Origin of the sequence: Metapseudomonas otitidis (assembly GCF_900111835.1) — a bacterium.
Classification (GTDB): domain Bacteria; phylum Pseudomonadota; class Gammaproteobacteria; order Pseudomonadales; family Pseudomonadaceae; genus Metapseudomonas; species Metapseudomonas otitidis.
This window is the reverse complement of record NZ_FOJP01000010.1, coordinates 58,579-74,225: the sequence shown is the minus strand read 5'-3', so window position 1 is coordinate 74,225 and position 15,647 is coordinate 58,579. Positions and strand designations below refer to the sequence as shown.

Annotated in this window: 15 protein-coding genes; 8 read left to right on the top strand and 7 right to left on the bottom strand. The window is 70.0% G+C overall.

What is annotated here, in order from left to right:
* Positions 1–7 precede the first annotated feature (7 nt).
* From BM198_RS14245 to BM198_RS14235, 3 genes are all read left to right on the top strand, one after another.
* A complete protein-coding gene (locus BM198_RS14245) occupies positions 8–847 on the top strand; it encodes an SDR family oxidoreductase (protein ID WP_074970770.1) in 840 nt (279 codons plus the stop codon).
* Positions 844–1,212: a hypothetical protein gene (locus BM198_RS14240; RefSeq protein WP_074970768.1), complete on the top strand. Its 369-nt coding sequence runs from the start codon at positions 844–846 to the stop codon at positions 1,210–1,212. Before BM198_RS14245 ends, BM198_RS14240 begins: the two co-directional genes overlap by 4 nt.
* Before the next feature lie 606 nt (positions 1,213–1,818).
* A complete protein-coding gene (locus tag BM198_RS14235) occupies positions 1,819–2,058 on the top strand; it encodes a hypothetical protein (RefSeq protein ID WP_074970766.1) in 240 nt (79 codons plus the stop codon).
* 132 nt (positions 2,059–2,190) lie between these two features.
* On the opposite strand, the gene BM198_RS14230 is transcribed toward BM198_RS14235, so the two are convergent.
* A complete protein-coding gene (locus tag BM198_RS14230) occupies positions 2,191–3,069 on the bottom strand; it encodes a DMT family transporter (protein ID WP_074970764.1) in 879 nt (292 codons plus the stop codon).
* A 144-nt stretch (positions 3,070–3,213) separates the two neighbouring features.
* Here BM198_RS14230 and BM198_RS14225 point away from each other — a divergent pair, with 144 nt between their 5' ends.
* Complete coding sequence (locus BM198_RS14225; RefSeq protein ID WP_074970762.1) at positions 3,214–4,032, top strand: AraC family transcriptional regulator; 819 nt, start codon at positions 3,214–3,216, stop codon at positions 4,030–4,032.
* Here BM198_RS14225 and BM198_RS14220 read toward each other — a convergent pair.
* Both BM198_RS14220 and BM198_RS14215 read right to left on the bottom strand, forming a co-directional pair.
* Positions 4,029–4,346, bottom strand: coding sequence for a cupin domain-containing protein (locus BM198_RS14220; protein ID WP_074970760.1), 318 nt, complete (start codon positions 4,344–4,346; stop codon positions 4,029–4,031). The genes BM198_RS14225 and BM198_RS14220 overlap by 4 nt on opposite strands.
* Positions 4,343–5,248 carry a DMT family transporter gene (locus tag BM198_RS14215; RefSeq protein ID WP_044404373.1) on the bottom strand — a complete coding sequence of 302 codons (906 nt, stop codon included), beginning with the start codon at positions 5,246–5,248 and terminating at the stop codon, positions 4,343–4,345. The genes BM198_RS14220 and BM198_RS14215 overlap by 4 nt, the downstream gene beginning before the upstream one ends.
* Positions 5,249–5,395: 147 nt before the next feature.
* Between BM198_RS14215 and BM198_RS14210 the strand changes: the two genes are divergently transcribed.
* The 4 genes from BM198_RS14210 to BM198_RS14195 all read left to right on the top strand — a co-directional run bounded on the left by BM198_RS14210 (position 5,396) and on the right by BM198_RS14195 (position 10,615).
* Complete coding sequence (locus BM198_RS14210) at positions 5,396–6,268, top strand: helix-turn-helix domain-containing protein (protein ID WP_074970759.1); 873 nt, start codon at positions 5,396–5,398, stop codon at positions 6,266–6,268.
* 224 nt (positions 6,269–6,492) lie between these two features.
* Positions 6,493–7,002, top strand: a complete 510-nt coding sequence (locus tag BM198_RS14205; protein ID WP_044404380.1) for a sigma-70 family RNA polymerase sigma factor — start codon at positions 6,493–6,495, stop codon at positions 7,000–7,002.
* Positions 7,002–7,964, top strand: a complete 963-nt coding sequence (locus BM198_RS14200) for a FecR domain-containing protein (RefSeq protein ID WP_074970758.1) — start codon at positions 7,002–7,004, stop codon at positions 7,962–7,964. The genes BM198_RS14205 and BM198_RS14200 overlap by 1 nt, the downstream gene beginning before the upstream one ends.
* A 107-nt stretch (positions 7,965–8,071) precedes the next feature.
* A complete protein-coding gene (locus BM198_RS14195; protein ID WP_074970757.1) occupies positions 8,072–10,615 on the top strand; it encodes a TonB-dependent receptor in 2,544 nt (847 codons plus the stop codon).
* A gap of 436 nt (positions 10,616–11,051) precedes the next feature.
* On the opposite strand, the gene BM198_RS14190 is transcribed toward BM198_RS14195, so the two are convergent.
* From BM198_RS14190 to BM198_RS14175, 4 genes are read right to left on the bottom strand one after another with little or no spacing between them, the layout of a single operon-like run.
* Positions 11,052–11,372: a DUF3325 domain-containing protein gene (locus BM198_RS14190; RefSeq protein WP_341865217.1), complete on the bottom strand. Its 321-nt coding sequence runs from the start codon at positions 11,370–11,372 to the stop codon at positions 11,052–11,054.
* Complete coding sequence (locus BM198_RS14185; RefSeq protein ID WP_074970755.1) at positions 11,372–12,889, bottom strand: PepSY-associated TM helix domain-containing protein; 1,518 nt, start codon at positions 12,887–12,889, stop codon at positions 11,372–11,374. Before BM198_RS14185 ends, BM198_RS14190 begins: the two co-directional genes overlap by 1 nt.
* The gene (locus BM198_RS14180) at positions 12,886–13,182 is read right to left on the bottom strand and encodes a DUF3649 domain-containing protein (RefSeq protein ID WP_044404391.1); all 297 of its coding nucleotides are present in this window, start codon (positions 13,180–13,182) and stop codon (positions 12,886–12,888) included. The genes BM198_RS14185 and BM198_RS14180 overlap by 4 nt, the downstream gene beginning before the upstream one ends.
* Before the next feature lie 18 nt (positions 13,183–13,200).
* A complete protein-coding gene (locus tag BM198_RS14175; protein ID WP_052807567.1) occupies positions 13,201–15,630 on the bottom strand; it encodes a TonB-dependent siderophore receptor in 2,430 nt (809 codons plus the stop codon).
* Positions 15,631–15,647 lie beyond the last annotated feature (17 nt).

Here is a 15,647-nt window from a genome sequence, read left to right as displayed (position 1 = left end):
ATTCGCAATGAGCCAACCCGTTGCCCTCATCACCGGCTGCTCCAGCGGCATCGGCAGGGCCCTGGCCGACGCCTTCAAGGCCGCCGGCTACAGCGTCTGGGCTTGCGCCCGCAAGGCCAACGACGTGGACGCCCTGAACGTCGCCGGCTTCACCGGCGTGCAGCTGGACGTCAACGACGAAGCCGCCGTGGCGCGCCTGGGTGAGCGCCTGCAGCAGGAAACGGGTCGGCTCGACGTGCTCATCAACAACGCCGGCTACGGCGCCATGGGCCCGCTGCTGGACGGCGGCACCGAGGGCCTGCGCCGGCAGTTCGAGACCAACGTGTTCTCCCTGGTCGGCCTCACCCGCGCCTGCTTCCCCGTGCTGCGCGCCAGCCGTGGCCTGGTGGTCAATATCGGCAGCGTCTCCGGCGTGCTGGTCACCCCCTTCGCCGGCGCCTACTGCGCCTCCAAGGCCGCTGTGCACGCCCTCTCCGACGCCCTGCGCCTGGAACTGGCGCCCTTCGGCATCGAGGTCATGGAAGTGCAGCCCGGCGCCATCGCCTCCAGCTTCGGCGCCAACGCCAGCCGCGAAGCCGAATCGCTGATCGCCGAAGGCTCGCCCTGGTGGCCCCTGCGCGACGGCATCCGCGCCCGGGCCCGCGCCTCCCAGGACAACCCCACCCCCGCCACCGAATTCGCCCGCGACCTGTTCAACGCCATCCAGCACCACCCGCGCCCGCGCCTGCTGCGCCTGGGCAACGGCAGCCGCGCCCTGCCGCTGCTGGCCAGCCTGGTGCCCAAGGGCCTGCTGGAAGCGGTGCTGAAGAAACGCTTCGGCCTCAACGTGGCCCTGGAGCGCTCGTGAACGCGCCCCGCCCGCTGGTCCTGCGCTACGTGGTGATCGGCGGCGTGGCCCTGGCCATGCTGCTCAACCTCGCCCTGCGCAGCCTGGTGCACCTCGGCGGGCTGCTGGCCACCCTGGTGATCGCCGGCGTCACCGCCCTGCTCATCGCCCTCGCCTTCCGCCTGCTGTACAAGCGCCCGCCGACCCGGGGCGAAGCCTGGCGCATCGTCCTCGGCTATGGCGCCCTGCTCGGCGTGCTCTACCTCGGCCTGCTGGGCATGATGACCCTGCAGAACGCCCCCGGCCCCATGGCCATCGCCCTGTTCGTCCTGCACTACCTCTGCTACCCCGTCCTCGCCGGCCTCGTGCTCCTGCACCGCCGCTGACCCGCGTTGCGCCTCGCTCGGTCCTCATCACCGCGATGCGGTTCGCCGAGCTCACCGCATCCTACGGTCCCGCTCCATCCGTAGAATGGGCTGAGCTGTGCGAAGCCCATCGTGACGCGCTCATGGGCCGCTGGGGTCTCATGCATCCCGGTCGGTGATGCGGTTCGCCGAGCTCACCGCATCCTACGGCCCCGCCCCATCCGTAGGATGGGCTGAGCTGTGCGAAGCCCATCGTGACCGGCTTATGGGCCGCTGGGGTCTCATGCATCCCGGTCGGCGATGCGGTTCGCCGAGCTCACCGCATCTTACGGCCCCGCTCCATCCGTAGGATGGGCTGAGCTGTGCGAAGCCCATCGTGACGGGCTCATGGGCCGCTGGGGGTCTCATGCATCCCCGCCAGTGATGCGGTTCGCCGAACTCACCGCATCCTACGGCCCGCTCCGTCCGTAGGATGGGCTGAGCTGTGCGAAGCCCATCGTGACGGGCTACGGACGAAGGGCTTCGGGATTCCTGGGCACGCGAATGGAAGCCCACCCCATGCGCCGTGAAAACGTCGGAACCGTCACCCCCGCTGCCTCACTAAACAGGAGAACAAGGGGGGATTCGATGGACTACCTTGACCTGCTGCAATGGCCGGCCATGCTGGTCACCGTGGCCGCCGCCTGGCTGATCGGCTCGAAGACACCCGCCCGGCGACACATCGGTTTCTGGGTGTTCCTGGCCAGCAACGCCCTGTGGATCGCCTGGGGCCTGCACGCCCACGCCTGGGCGCTGATCGTCCTGCAACTGTGCCTGGCGGCAATGAACCTGCGCGGAGCGAAAAAGGCCGACGAAGCCAGCGGCTAGTGGCTGGCCATGCCGGGCAATGCCAAGGCCAGCACCCGACCGTAGCCCGGACTTCAGTCCGGGAACACCCGGCACCGCTCCCGGGCTGAAGCCCGGGCTACGGAACGGGCAGCGATGAACCTGCGTGGAGCGCTAGCGGCTGGCCGTGTCGCGTAACGGCGCGGCCAGCACCAGGATCGCCAGGACCACCGCCCCAATCCCCAGCCCCTGGGACAGCCCCAGCGGCTCCCCCAGCAGAACGGCTGCCAGCGCCACTGCCGTGAGCGGGGCCACCGCCGTGAAGGTGGCCGCCTCCCCGCCGCTGACCCGCGACGAGCCGGCGTACCAGAGCAGGAAACCCGCCGCCGTCGGCACCCAGGCGTACCACGCCAGCGCCCCCAGGGATGCCGGCGCAGGCCAGGCCAACGGCCCCTCCAGCAGGGCCGCCGGCGCCGACACCAGCAGCCCGAGGACGACCATGGCCGTGGCCTGCTGCACCGCGCCCAGCGGCTGGCGCATGCGCTTGTTGAGCAGGATGAACGCGCTCTCGCACAGCACCGCGCCGAACACGCAGAGCATCCCGAACCCGCTGCCCGGCCCGCTGGCCTTCCAGGCCACCGCCATCACCCCCAGGGTCGCCAAGGCCACGCTGGCCACCTGCCGCAGCCCCGGCCGCTCCCCCAGTACCAGCACCGAGAACAGCGCGGACACCGCCGGCAAGGTGCCGATGATCACCCCCGCATCCGCCGCCGGCAGGTGGGCCAGGCCCATCACCAGCAGCACCGTGTAGCCCACGCTGCCGGCGGCGGCCTGGAGTACCAGCAACACGCGGTCCCCCGCCCCCAGGCGCGGCCACGCTGCGCCCTGGCGCCGCAGCAGCCACAGCATCACCGGCAGGGCCAGGGCGAAGCGCAGCGCGGTGGCCTGGAACGGCGGCACGCTGCCCGCCAGAACCTTGGAAGCGATGACCGTGGTGCCCACCGTCATCATCGCCAGTGACAGCAGCAGATAGCCTTGCGCACGTCTCGACACCCCAACCTCCCGAATAGCCTCTCGCTGGATTGCGAGGCCCCATTCAGGCGCATCCGCCGCCCCGGTTCTTGAACGAAATTGATCTGCCAGGGCCCGTGCCCACCCTGGCTATACTGCGGCCTCGCACACGACCGGGAGCCGCGCATGGCCGGCGGGACGCACACCGAAGCCTTCGACATCCAGCCCAGCCGCCTGGCCGGCGTGCTGGCCGTGGAAGCCACCTCGCAACGCGCCTTCGGCCGTCACACCCACGACGGCTTCGGCATCGGCGTCATCCTCCACGGCGCCCAGGACTCCGCCAGCGGCCGCGGCGAGGTGCGCGCCGAACCGGGCAGCCTGATCTCGGTGAACCCCAACGAAGTGCACGACGGCCGCCCCGTGGCGGACGCCCCGCGCAGCTGGCGCATGCTGTATTTCGACAGCGCCCTGATCGCCCGCGCGGCCGGGCTGCTCGACCAGAGCCCCGGCGTCGAGCTGGCCCACCCGGTGCTGCCCTGCAGCGCCACGCGGCAGGCCTTCCTCACCCTGCACGCGGCCCTCACCGGGCCGGCCGACGAGCCCTGGTGGGAGGTGGCCGAGCAGGAACTGCTGCAGGTGCTGGGGGCGCTGCTGGAGGCACGTCGCGCCGACCCGCCACGCCTGCCCACGGGCGCCGTGGCCCGGGCCATCCGGCGCCTGGACGAAGCGCCGGAGGAAGGGGTCAGCCTCGGCGAACTGGCGCGGGATGCCGGCGTCAGCCCCCATCACTTCCTGCGCGCCTTCAAGGCCGCCACCGCCCTGCCGCCCCACGCCTACCGCCTGCAACGCCAGTTGCAGAAGGCCCACCGCCAGTTGCTGGCGGGCGAGTCGCCGGTGCAGGCCGCCCTCGCCTGCGGCTTCGCCGACCAGAGCCACCTCAACCGCCATTTCACCCGTGCCTACGGCTACACCCCCGGTGTGCTGGCACGGGCACTGCGCGGCTAGACGCTGCCCTCGCGCTCCACCACCAGGATGCGCGCCGCCCCACAGGGATGCGCCACGTGCTCGCAACCGGGGCCGGCGTGGAACAGGTCGCCCACGCCCAACAGCACCGCGTGCTCCTCGCCGCCCTCGCGGTAGCGCATCTCCACCTCGCCATCGAGCACCACGAAGACTTCGCTGCCGTCGTTGACGTGCCAGATGTACGGCTGGTCGGTCCAGTGCAGGCGCACCGTGGTGCCGTCGAGGTTGGCGATGTCCAGCGCGCCCCAGGCACGTTCGGCAGTGAAGTCGCGGCTGCGTACCACGCGCTGGCTCATGCCCGGCTCCCCAGGGGCGCGGCGGCCACCGGCGCTTTCGGCTTGCGGAACACCAGCAGGTTGCCGGCCATCACCAGCACCAGGCCGAGCAGCGCCGGGGCGGTCCAGGCATAGCCCTCGGCGAAGGCCGAGATGTTCAGCGCCACCACCGGGAACAGCACCGTGCAGTAGGCCGCGCGCTCCGGCCCCATGCGCCCCACCAGAGTCAGGTAGGCGGTGAAGCCGATCACCGAACCGGGGATCGCCAGGTACAGCAGCGAGCCGAGGTAGCGCGGGCTCAGGTCCAGGGTGAAGGGCGTGCCGCTGGCCAGGCACCACAGGGTCAGCAGCGAGGCGCCGTAGAACATGCCCCAGGCGTTGGTGGTCAGCGGCCGGTAGCCGGCCTTCTGTTGCAGGCTGGAAAGCATGTTGCCGGCGGAGAAGCACAGCGTGCCCAGCAGCGCCAGGCCGAGGCCCAGCCAGGTTTCGCGGCTGGCCTGGTGACCGGCCAGCTCCGGCCAGAACAGCAGCGCCAGCCCGGCCAGGCCGAGTGCGCCGCCGGCCAGCACGTTGGCAGCGATGCGCTGGCCGAAGAACACCCGCGCGTTCAGCGCGTTCCACAGGGTGGCGGTGGAGAACACCACGGCGATCAACCCGCTGGGGATCCACTGGCTGGCGGTGTAGAAGCACATGAAGTTGACGCAGAACAGGCACAGCCCCTGGGCCAGGCAGATCGCCTGCGCGCGGCCGTCGAGCTTCTGCAGGCGACGGCTGAGCAGCAGGATGGCGAACAGCACCACGGCCGCCAGGGCGAAGCGGTAGGCGATGGACACGGGGATGGCCACCTCACCCATCTGCAGCTTGATGGCGATCCAGGTGGTGCCCCAGATGAGCACGGTGAGCAGGTACAGCGAGAGGTTCATGGCGGTCTTCCGGTGGTGCGTCGAGTGGCCAGTCTCCCGCGCAGCCCGTCGGCCGGCTTGCAAAAACTTGCGCTTATCCACCGCGCCCCGCTGCCTCGCACACCACGCCCGCGCTAGCATGGCGTTCGTCCCACGGAGGCTTTGTCCATGTCGCCACTGCTGCACCACCAGGTCTTCCAGTCGATGGCCAGTTCGCCCAACGCCCGCCTGGAGCGTTGCACCGAGCTGGGCGACGGCCTGGCCGCCGCGCAGTGGAGCAACCACCACGACGCCCGCGACTACGAAGGGCCGAGCCACCACACCCTGTCCTGCTACCTGGCCGGCGGCACCGGCACCTTCCGCCGCGAACGCCCCGACACCAAGGGCGCACCGGGCAAGTTGTGCATCATGCCGGCGGGGCACGACTCGTCCTGGGTGGTCAACGGCGAGATCCGCCTCGCCCACCTGTACATCCCGCCGGAGCAGTTCGCCCACGCCGCCGTCACCCTGCTGGACCGCGAACCCCGCGAGCTGGAGATGCGCGAAGCGACCTTCCTCGACGACCCCGAGCAGGTCCTGCGCTTCCAGCGCCTGGTCCAGCTGGACTGGCACGAACCGGGGGAGCGCCTGCTCACCACCAGCCTCGCCCACGAGATGCTCAACCACGCCCTGCTCACCCAGGTGGGGCTGCGCCAGGGCCCGCAGCTCAAGGGCGGCCTCGCCCCGGCCCTGCGCAAGCGGCTGATGGCCTACATCGAAGAGCACCTGGCCGAGCCCTTGAGCCTGGGCGAGCTGGCGGCCTTCTCGGCGCTCTCGGAGTACCACTTCGCGCGGATGTTCCGCGAAAGCTTCGGCCTGCCGCCGCACCAGTACGTCCTCGCCCGCCGCCTGGCCCACGCCCGCCACCTGCTGGCCCGCACCACCCTGCCCCTGGGCGACGTCGCCCTCGCCTGCGGCTTCTCCAGCGCCAGCCACTTCAGCAACCGCTTCCGCCGCGCACTCGGCGGCACACCCGGCGAATACCGCGCAGCCATGAGCTGAATCCCCGTAGCCCGGGACCGGCCCTCGGCAACCCCGGACTGAAGTCCGGGCTACGGCAGCAAGCGCCATCGCGGTTGAAACCGCTCCCACACGGGCTCCGCGACTCCCTCTGGAGGATGAGGCCTCGCTGCGGATGGCCCAGCGCATTGCGTAACGCCCCTCGGCACAAATAGAATGCGAAGCATTCCTATTTAATCGCTTTCCGAACCTTCCCGGAGCCTTCCTTGACCCACAGCCCGGCAGCCCCCGAGCAGGCGTTGCACAAGCTCTACAGCGACCACAGCGGCTGGCTCCGGCACTGGCTGCAACGCAAGCTCGGCTGCCCGCAGAGTGCTGCCGACCTGGCCCAGGACACCTTCCTCAAGGTGCTGCTGGGGCGCGAGGCGCACCGCATCCTCGAGCCCCGGGCCTTCCTCACCACCCTCGCCAAGCGCGTGCTGGCCAACCACTACCGCCGCCAGGACATCGAGCGCGCCTATCTGCTGGCCCTCGCCGCGCTGCCGGAGGACGAGGCCCCCAGCGAGGAAGCCCGCGCCATCATCCTGGAGACCCTGGTGGAACTGGACCGCCTGCTCGACGGCCTGCCGCCCCAGGCCAAGAAGGTCTTCCTGCTGGCCCAGGTGGACGGCTGCACCTACGCCGAGATCGCCGAGCAGCTCGGCCTTTCCCTCTCCAGCGTCAAGCGCTACATGGCCAAGGCCGCCGAGCGCTGCTACTTCGCGGAGTGCCTCTGATGGCCCTGCGCAAGAGCGGCGAGCCACGCATCGCCCCCGCCGTCGCCGCCCAGGCGGTGCAGTGGCTGGTGGAGCTGCAGGACGGCACGCCCTCGCGCCAGCGCGAGGAGGACTGGCAACGCTGGCGCGCCGCCGACCCGGAGCACGAGCGCGCCTGGCAGCGCATCGAATCGGTCAACCGGGGACTGCGCGGGTTGAACACGCCCACCGCCCTCGCCGCGCTGGATGCGCCGGCCTCACGCGGCCGGCGTGATGCGCTGAAGCTGCTCACCCTGCTGGTGATCGCCGGTGGCGGTGCCCTGGCGATGCGGGACAGCGCCCCGATGCTGGCGCTACGCGCCGACCAGAGCACCGCCGTGGGCGAGCGCCGCCACCTGACCCTGGACGATGGCTCGACCCTGTCGCTGAACACCGACAGCGCGCTGGACATCCGCTTCGACGCCCGCCAGCGCCTGCTCCACCTGCGCCAGGGCGAGATGCTGGTGAACGCGGTGGACGAGGCACGCCCGCTGCGGGTGGAAACGCCCCAGGGGCTGGTCCTGCTCAACGGCGGTCGCCTCGCCGTGCGCCTGCAGGACAGCCGCAGCCAGGTCAGCCTGTTCGCCGGCGATGCCCAGGTGTTCAGCCATGGCCAGCGCCTGGCGTTGCACCCCGGCCAGCGCTTGGTCCTCGACGCCCGTGGCAGCGGGGCGGCCCAGGCGGTGGACGAGAACAGCGTGGCCTGGATCAACGGCATGCTGGTGGCCAGTTCCATGCGCCTGGGCGACTTCCTCGCCGAACTCGGCCGCTACCGCCACGGGCGCATCGGTTGCGACCCGGCCATCGCCGACCTGCGCCTCTCCGGCACCTACCCGCTGGACCACACCGACCGCATCCTCGCCCTGCTGCCGCGCACCCTGCCGGTGGAGGTGCGCAGCGTCACCCGCTACTGGATCAGCGTGCACCCCAGGGCCGCCTCCTGAGCCGCGCATCGGCCCTGTGAAAAAAATCTCCACCGACCTGAACCTTTTTCCCGGCCTCGCGTGACAGGGAAGGCAGAACCCCTTTCCCTCTCTCGACGAGTGCCGCCATGAACGCCGACCCGACCCTCCGCCGCTTCACCCGCACGCCCCTGGCCCGCGCCCTGCAACCGCTGCTGCTGGGCCTGAGCCTGGCCGCCACCGGGCTGCCCACCGTCGCCAGCGCCCAGGATGCGGTGATCGGTGCCGACCAGCGCCAGGCCTTCGACATCCCGGCCGGCGCCCTGGAGCCCGCGCTCAACCGCTTCGGCCGCGAAGCCGGCGTGCTGCTGGCCTTCAGCCCGGAAATGACCCAGGGCCGCAGCACCCAGGGCCTGAAGGGCGAGTTCGGCGTGGCCGAGGGCCTCGACCGCCTGCTGGCGGGCAGCGGCCTGCGTGCCGAAGCCAGCGACGGCGGCTTCAGCCTGCGCAATGCCGACGACAGCCTGGCCCTGGAGATCGACCGCCAGGTGGTGGTCGGCTCCCGTGCACCGGTGAGCATCAGCGAGCTGCCAGGCACGGTGTGGGTGATCGACAGCCACCAGCTGCAGGAGCAGACCAAGGGCGGCGTGCCCCTCAAGGAAGCCCTCGGCCAACTGATCCCGGGCCTGGACATCGGTCCCCAGGGCCGCACCAACTACGGCCAGAACATGCGCGGCCGCAGCGCCCTGGTGATGATCGACGGCGTCTCGCTGAACAGCTCCCGGGGCATCAGCCGCCAGTTCGACTCCATCGACCCGTTCAACATCGAGCGCATCGAAGTGCTCTCCGGTGCCAGTGCCGTATACGGCGGCGGCGCCACCGGCGGCATCATCAACATCGTCACCAAGCGCGCCGAGGCGGGCGAGGCGCGCTTCACCAGCGAAATCGGCGTGCGCAGCGGCTTCGAGACCCACCAGGACCACGACTGGCGCGTGGCCCAGTCGGTCAGCGGCGGCAGCGAGCAGGTCAAGGGCCGCGTCTCGGTGGCCTACCAGAAGAACGGCGCCGCCTACGACGGCAACGGCGACCAGGTGATGCTCGACATCACCCAGACCGACCTGCAGTACAACCAGGCGGTGGACGTGATGGGCAGCCTGGACTTCGCCTTCGACAACGGCCAGACCCTGAACCTGGGCATGCAGTGGTACGACTCCGGCTACGACGGCAAGAAGGGCGTGAACCTGGGGCGCGACTTCCAGGGCCTGCGCGGCCAGTCCCCCTTCGAGGTGCAAGGCGGCGCCAGCTTCGACCGCGAACCGCACACCGAGCGCCAGCAGTTCAACGCCACCTGGCACGTGCCGGAAGTGCTCGGCCACGACTTCTACCTGCAGGCCTACTACCGCAGCGAGGAGATGGCCTTCCAGCCCTACCCCTCCATCACCTTCACCAACGGCGCCATCGACACCAACCGCTCCTACTACTCCGCCTCGCAGCAGGACACCGACTACTTCGGCCTCAAGTCCGTGCTGGTCAAGGAATGGGATCGCGTCAGCCTGACCTACGGCGCCGACTTCGAGTGGGAGAGCTTCGATTCCGACCAGTCCCTGTTCAACCTCAACACCGCCGCCAACACCGGCGGGCTGGTGGCCGACGAGTACGCCCGCGTCGGCCGCTACCCGGGCATCGACACCGACAGCAAGTCGCTGTTCGCCCAGGCCAGCTGGAAGGCCACCGACGACCTGACCCTGTCCGCCGGCGTGCGCCACCAGCGCATCGGCAACGACGTCGGCTCCTTCGTCGCCGCCGCCCAGCAGATCCAGATCAGCAAGGGCAACGGCAGCAGCGCCGACGCCGTGCCCGGCGGCTCGAAGGACTACCAGGTAGACCTCTACAACGTCGGCGCCGTCTACAAGCTGAGCAAGGCACAACAGGTCTGGGCCAACTACTCCGAGGGCTTCGAGTTGCCCGACCCGGCCAAGTACTACGGCCAGGGCAGCTACACCCGGGTGGGCAACCACTGGAGCCTGGGCCGCCACGTCAACGTCGAGGACTCCGCCCTCGACGGCATCAAGACCAAGCAGGTGGAACTCGGCTGGCGCCACTACGCCGACGGCCTGGACGCCCAGCTGGCGGCCTTCTATGCCTGGTCGGACAAGAGCATCACCTACAACCGCACCACCCTGCTGGTGGAGCAGCTGAGCAACAAGAAGCGCAACTACGGCCTCGAAGGCCAGGCTACCTACTGGCTGGACGACAACTGGCAGATCGGCGCCAGCGCCCTGGCCATCCGCTCCCAGCAGAAGATCGCGGACCGTTGGCAGAAGCAGGACGTCACCGCCGCCAGCCCGTCCAAGCTCACCGCCTTCGCCGGCTGGCAGGACGGCGAGACCAGCCTGCGCCTGCAGGCGGTGCGCAGCTTCAACCTCAGCGACGACGGCAACGTCCTGGCCAACGGCACCTTCGACGGCAACGACCACAGGATCGACGGCTACACCACCTTCGACCTGCTGGGCAGCCAGGCCCTGCCGGTGGGCACCCTCAACTTCGGCATCCAGAACCTGCTGGACAAGGACTACACCACCGTCTGGGGCCAGCGCGCCCAGGTGTTCTACGGCACCAACGCCACCGCCGACCTGTTCGACTACCACGGCCGTGGCCGCACCTACAGCCTGAGCTACAGCGTCGAGTTCTGAGCCGCCTGGCCCCGTCCCCGGGCTGAAGCCCGGGCTACATCGCCCCTCGGTGCGCAGGGTGGACCGCGTTTCATCGGTCCACCCTGTGGGCTCACGGCGAACGCCCTTGGTGGATGGAAAGAGCGCCATCCACCCTACGCCCAGGGACGCGATGTGCCGGGCGTGAGCGGATTCATTCGCGATGGATGTGGCACGGAGATTTCGCGGTTGAAACCGCCCCACGGAAAAGCCGTACCGGGGCGGTAGGGTGGGCCGGGCGGCGTTCCGCTTCAGCCCACCGCCGGAGCCGCCTGCAACACTGTTGGTGGATGGAAAGCGCGCCATCCACCCTGCGCAGCGACAACCTCTGCGTGGGCCAAGCATCTGCCCACCGCGCCATCCCTGTAGGGGCGACTTCAGTCGCCCGGCGGGCCGCAGGCCCGCCAGCGGCAGACCATCAAAGCAGCGCCAGCACCCCACTCCCCAACGGCAGCAGGACGGCTGCCGGCAGCACCCAACGACCGCGCCAGGCCAGCAGGGCCGCCACCAGCAGGCCGGCGAGCATCACTTGGCAGAGCCAGAGGATGGTGCCGATCTCGCCGCCCTGGTCACTCACCGCCAGCACCAGGCCGACGCCGAAAGCGAGCACCGCGACGCCGCGCAGCAGGCGCGCCCGCGCCTGGGACAGCGCCCCCTGTAACAGCGCCTTGTGGTGGCGGGCCATGGCCAGGCTCAGCGCCGTCATGGCCAGGTAGCAGAACGCGAATCCAAGCAACATCACGCGCGCTCCCCTGTCTGCTGCAGGTACGGCTCGGAAGCCCGGCACTCGCTTGCCGTGCGCCAGGCCAGCGCCGCGCAGAGCAGCCCGCAGCCGAGCAGGCTCAGGTCGATGCCCGCCAGCGCCCAGTCGCCGCGGCCGACGGTGGCCAGCAGGCTGGCCTGGTCACCGGTGAAGGCATTGAGCAGCGGCAGCCCGAGGGCCAGCAGGGCGAAGACGGCGAGCAGGTCGCGCGCCACCCGGCCGCTGTTGCGTCGCAGCACCGCCCAGGTCGCTACCAGCAGCCAGGCACCGACGAAGACGCAGGCTTCCGCGCTGGCACGCTCGGCCAGGTCGGCAGGAATCAGGCGATTGCCGCAGAGCAGCGCCAGGCTGGCGATGGGCAGGCCACCGATCACCGCAACGTTCAGCGCACGCACCAGGCCGATGCCCCGGCTGCCGCGTGCCTCGCGCTTGGCCAGCCACACCTGCAGGCCGCCCACCACCATGGCGCAGCCCATCAGCCCCAGGAGCAGGTACAGGGCGCGGACGATCTGCCCGCCGAACTGGGCCATGTGCAGGTTGCTGAGCCAGGTGTAGCTGCGATAACCGGCCAGGTAGGGCTTCTGCTCGTGCAGCAGCTCGCCGCTGCCGGCGTCGTAGGAGAGGGTCCACTGGAAGCCCGCCACCCGCCGTGCATCGCTGCGGCGGATGTCCACCACGGCAGCTTCGTCAGCGGGGTGGTGGACGCTGATCCAGCCCGGCTCGCCGCCGCCCCAGCGCTGTCGCGCATCCGCCAGCAGGCCATCGAGGGACGCCGGCGGCGGGGCGGGGCGCTGCACCGCTTCGCGTTCGTAGCGGCCCAGCACGTCACCGAAGAAGGCCTTGGCGTCGCCGCCATAGGCGCGCTGGATACCGGCCGGCATGTAGTAGACGACGAAGATGACCAGCCCGGTGTAGGCGATCAGCAGGTGGAACGGCAGCCCGAGCACGCCGAACAGGTTGTGGGCGTCGAGCCAGGCGCGCTGGCCGTTGGCCTTGGGCCGCAGGGTGAAGAAGTCCTTGAAGAAGCGCCGGTGGATGATGATGCCGCTGACCAGCGCCACCAGCATGAACAGGCCGGCCAGGCCGACGATGTACAGCCCGACCATGCCGGCGTGGAGGTCGTAGTGCAGGGTGAACCAGAAGCGACCGCCGAGGGTGTCCGGCAGCACCTCGCCCGTGGCGGGGTCGAGGGCGAAGCGGCGGATCTCGCTTTCGTCCGCCGGCTCGTAGCCGGCCCACCAGAATGGCTCGCGCTCGCTCGGCGGGCGCACCCAGAGGGCATGGGCATCAGGGGCCTGGGCCAGCAGCAGTTCGCGCACCCGGTCGAGGGAGAGCGCCTGTTCGCCCGGCGCCTGCAGCGTGGGGCGCATCCAGCGCTCCAGTTCCTTGTCGAAGCAGGCGAGGCTGCCGCCGAAGAGGATGACGAACAGCAGCCAGGACGGCAGCAGCCCGCCCCAGGTGTGCAGGCCGGCCATGGATTGTCGCAGGCTCATGGACGCACTCCGTAGTCACCGGGCAGGTAGGCCGCGAGGGCCAGCAGCAGGGCCAGACTCGCCAGCACCAGCCAGGCACGCCAGGCCGAGCGGGCACCAAAGGCATAGAGGATCGCCGCCGTGTACACCGCGAAGCAGCCCAGGCTGGCGAAGGTGACACGGTCGGCACGGGCCAGCGGCAGGTGGACGGTGAGGAAGGCGGTGGCCAGGTAGGCCACCGCGTATCCGCCGATCACCGCCGCCAGCACGCGCGAGGCGACGGCCCGGCGCGTGGAGGGGGTGGCGTTGCTCACGTCGTTCCTTTCATGGGGTTACCAGTTGTAGGTGGCGCTGGCGGTCAGGGTGCGACCGTAGCCGTAGTAGCAGGCCTGGGCGTCGCAGGAGCTGGCGTACTCCTTGTCCGCGAGGTTGCTGGCGTTGAGGGCCAGGCGCAGGCCGTCGAGCTGGTAGTGGATGCTGGCGTCGAACAGGGTGTAGCCACCGGTTTCCACTTCGAGCACGCGGGGGCCGTACAGCCCGAAGAAGGGGTTCTGCCCGGTGAAGGAGGTCTCGCCGATGTAGCGTGCACCACCCCCGACGCCGAAGCCCGCCAGGGGGCCGCCCTGGAGGGTGTAGTCCAGCCACAGGCCGGCCTGCTCGCGGGGCACGAATTGCAGGCGCGCGCCCTCTTCCCAGGCGTTGACGCTCTTCTGGATGCGCGCATTGGTGCGGCTGTAGCTGGCGGTCAGGTCGAGGCCGTCGGCCAGGTTGGCCAGGGCCTCGATCTCCAGGCCCTTGCTGCGCACCTCGCCGACCTGGCGACGCTCGTTGGGGTTGTTGGGGTTGGTGCTGACGACGTTCTGCTTGGTGATGTCGAACAGCGCCAGGCTGACGAAGCTGCGGGCGCCCTCGGGCTGGAACTTGATGCCCACCTCGTACTGCTTGCCGGTTTCCGGGTCGAAGGGCCGGCCGCTGAGCGGGTCGCTGGAGGTGCTGGGGTTGAAGGATTCGCTGTAGCTGACATAGGGCGCCAGGCCGTTGTCGGCGACGTAGACCAGGCCGACACGGCCCGTGAAGGCTTCGTCATCACGGCTGGTGCGCGAGCCGTTGAGGTTGCTCTCGGTCTCGCTGCGGGCGAGGTCGTAGCGCCCCCCCAGCAGCAGGTGCCAATGGTCGTCGAAGGCGATCTGGTCCTGAGCGTAGAAACCGGTCTGGCGCCGGGTGATGTCGTTGTCGGCATCCTTGGCCGGCCACGGCACCGTCTGGCCATACACCGGGTTGAGCAGGTTCAGGCTGGGGGCGCTGCCGAATCGGCTGATCTCGTGGGCCGAGACGCGGCGCCAGTCCAGGCCCATCAGCAGGGTATGGGCCAGCGGGCCGGTGTCGAAGTTCACCTGGGCCTGGTTGTCCACCGTCCAGCCGTCGAACTGCTCGTCCTTGTCGTTGGCGGTGCGCGACAGGGTGGTACCGGCGAAGGAGACGCCGCTGTTGTTGAGGTAGCGGTAGTCGAAGTTCATCCGCTCGTAGCGCAGGTTCTGCCGCAAGGTCCAGCTGTCGTTCAGGCGGTGGGACAGCTCGTAGCCGAAGGAGGTGTAGGCACGGTAGAAGCGGTTGAAGCCCGGTTCCCCCTCGTAGAAATCGTCGTCGCGGTTGGCCGGCAGGCGGAAGGCGCTCATCAGCACCGGGGAGAAGCGACGGCTGAAGGCGAAGTCGCCCTCGTCCTTCTGGTACATGCCGAACAACGTCAGCTCGGTGTCGTCGCTTGGGCGCCAGGTGAGGGTCGGGGCCAGGGCCTGGCGCTGGTTGCCGGTCTTGTCCACCTGGCCATTGGCGTCATTGCCGAGGAAGGTGACGCGGTAGAGCAGTTGGCCCTGATCATCGAGGGGGCCGCCGAAATCCCCGGCCAGCTCGCCCAGGTCATCACTGCCGGCGCGCACGCGCACTTCGTGCAGCGGGGTGTCCGGGGCGCGCTTGCTCACCAGGTTGACGATGCCGCCGGGCTCGCTCTGGCCATAGAGCACCGAAGCCGGGCCACGCAGCACTTCCACGCGCTCCAGCAGGTAGGCGTCGGGGCGGGCCAGGCCGTAGGTGCTGCGGTTGAGCATCAGGCCATCACGGTAGGTGGAGCCCTTGGCGTCGAAGCCGCGCAGGCTCATCCAGTCGTAGCGCGGGTCGTAGCCGTAGGGGGTGCTGACGCTGGGGCTGTAGCGCAGGGCCTCCTCCACCGTGGCGACGCCGCGGGCCTGCATCTGCTCGCGGCTGATCACGGTGATGGACTGCGGGGTTTCGAGGATCGAGGCGTCGGTCTTGGTGCCGGTGCGGGTGCGTTTGGCCACATAGCCGCCCACCGGGCCGACGGCGGTGTCGCCCACGGAGCTGCCGGTGATGTTTAGGCTGTCCAGCTCCAGTTGCCCGTCGTCGGACGGGGCCGGCTCCAGGCGATAGCCGCCATCGGCCATCTGGTGGGCACGCAGGCCGGAGCCGGCCAGCAGTTGGGCGAAACCCTGCTCCACCGGATAGCGCCCCTGCAGGCCAGAACTGCGCCGGCCTGCGGTCAGCGCCGGATCGAAGCTCAGCAGTACGCCGGCCTGGCGGGCGAAGGCATTGAGGGCGCTGTCCAGCGAACCGGCGGGGACCCGGTACTCCTGGGCGACCGGGGCAGCGAGCGCCAGGGTGGGCAATGCCGCCAGCGGCAGGCTGAGGCTGAGCAGGGCCGCGCGCACGGCGCGGGCAAGGGATTCCGGGGAGCGTTGAACGGCCATGTTGGGTCCTTCGAAAG

What these genes read in the sequence shown, in the direction of transcription:
- BM198_RS14245 (WP_074970770.1), top strand. Translation starts at nt 8, where the DNA reads ATGAGCCAACCCGTTGCCCTCATCACCGGCTGCTCCAGCGGCATCGGC.
- BM198_RS14235 (WP_074970766.1), top strand. Translation starts at nt 1,819, where the DNA reads ATGGACTACCTTGACCTGCTGCAATGGCCGGCCATGCTGGTCACCGTG.
- BM198_RS14225 (WP_074970762.1), top strand. Translation starts at nt 3,214, where the DNA reads ATGGCCGGCGGGACGCACACCGAAGCCTTCGACATCCAGCCCAGCCGC.
- BM198_RS14220 (WP_074970760.1), bottom strand. Translation starts at nt 4,346, where the DNA reads ATGAGCCAGCGCGTGGTACGCAGCCGCGACTTCACTGCCGAACGTGCC.
- BM198_RS14215 (WP_044404373.1), bottom strand. Translation starts at nt 5,248, where the DNA reads ATGAACCTCTCGCTGTACCTGCTCACCGTGCTCATCTGGGGCACCACC.
- BM198_RS14210 (WP_074970759.1), top strand. Translation starts at nt 5,396, where the DNA reads ATGTCGCCACTGCTGCACCACCAGGTCTTCCAGTCGATGGCCAGTTCG.
- BM198_RS14200 (WP_074970758.1), top strand. Translation starts at nt 7,002, where the DNA reads ATGGCCCTGCGCAAGAGCGGCGAGCCACGCATCGCCCCCGCCGTCGCC.
- BM198_RS14195 (WP_074970757.1), top strand. Translation starts at nt 8,072, where the DNA reads ATGAACGCCGACCCGACCCTCCGCCGCTTCACCCGCACGCCCCTGGCC.
- BM198_RS14190 (WP_341865217.1), bottom strand. Translation starts at nt 11,372, where the DNA reads ATGTTGCTTGGATTCGCGTTCTGCTACCTGGCCATGACGGCGCTGAGC.
- BM198_RS14185 (WP_074970755.1), bottom strand. Translation starts at nt 12,889, where the DNA reads ATGAGCCTGCGACAATCCATGGCCGGCCTGCACACCTGGGGCGGGCTG.
- BM198_RS14175 (WP_052807567.1), bottom strand. Translation starts at nt 15,630, where the DNA reads ATGGCCGTTCAACGCTCCCCGGAATCCCTTGCCCGCGCCGTGCGCGCG.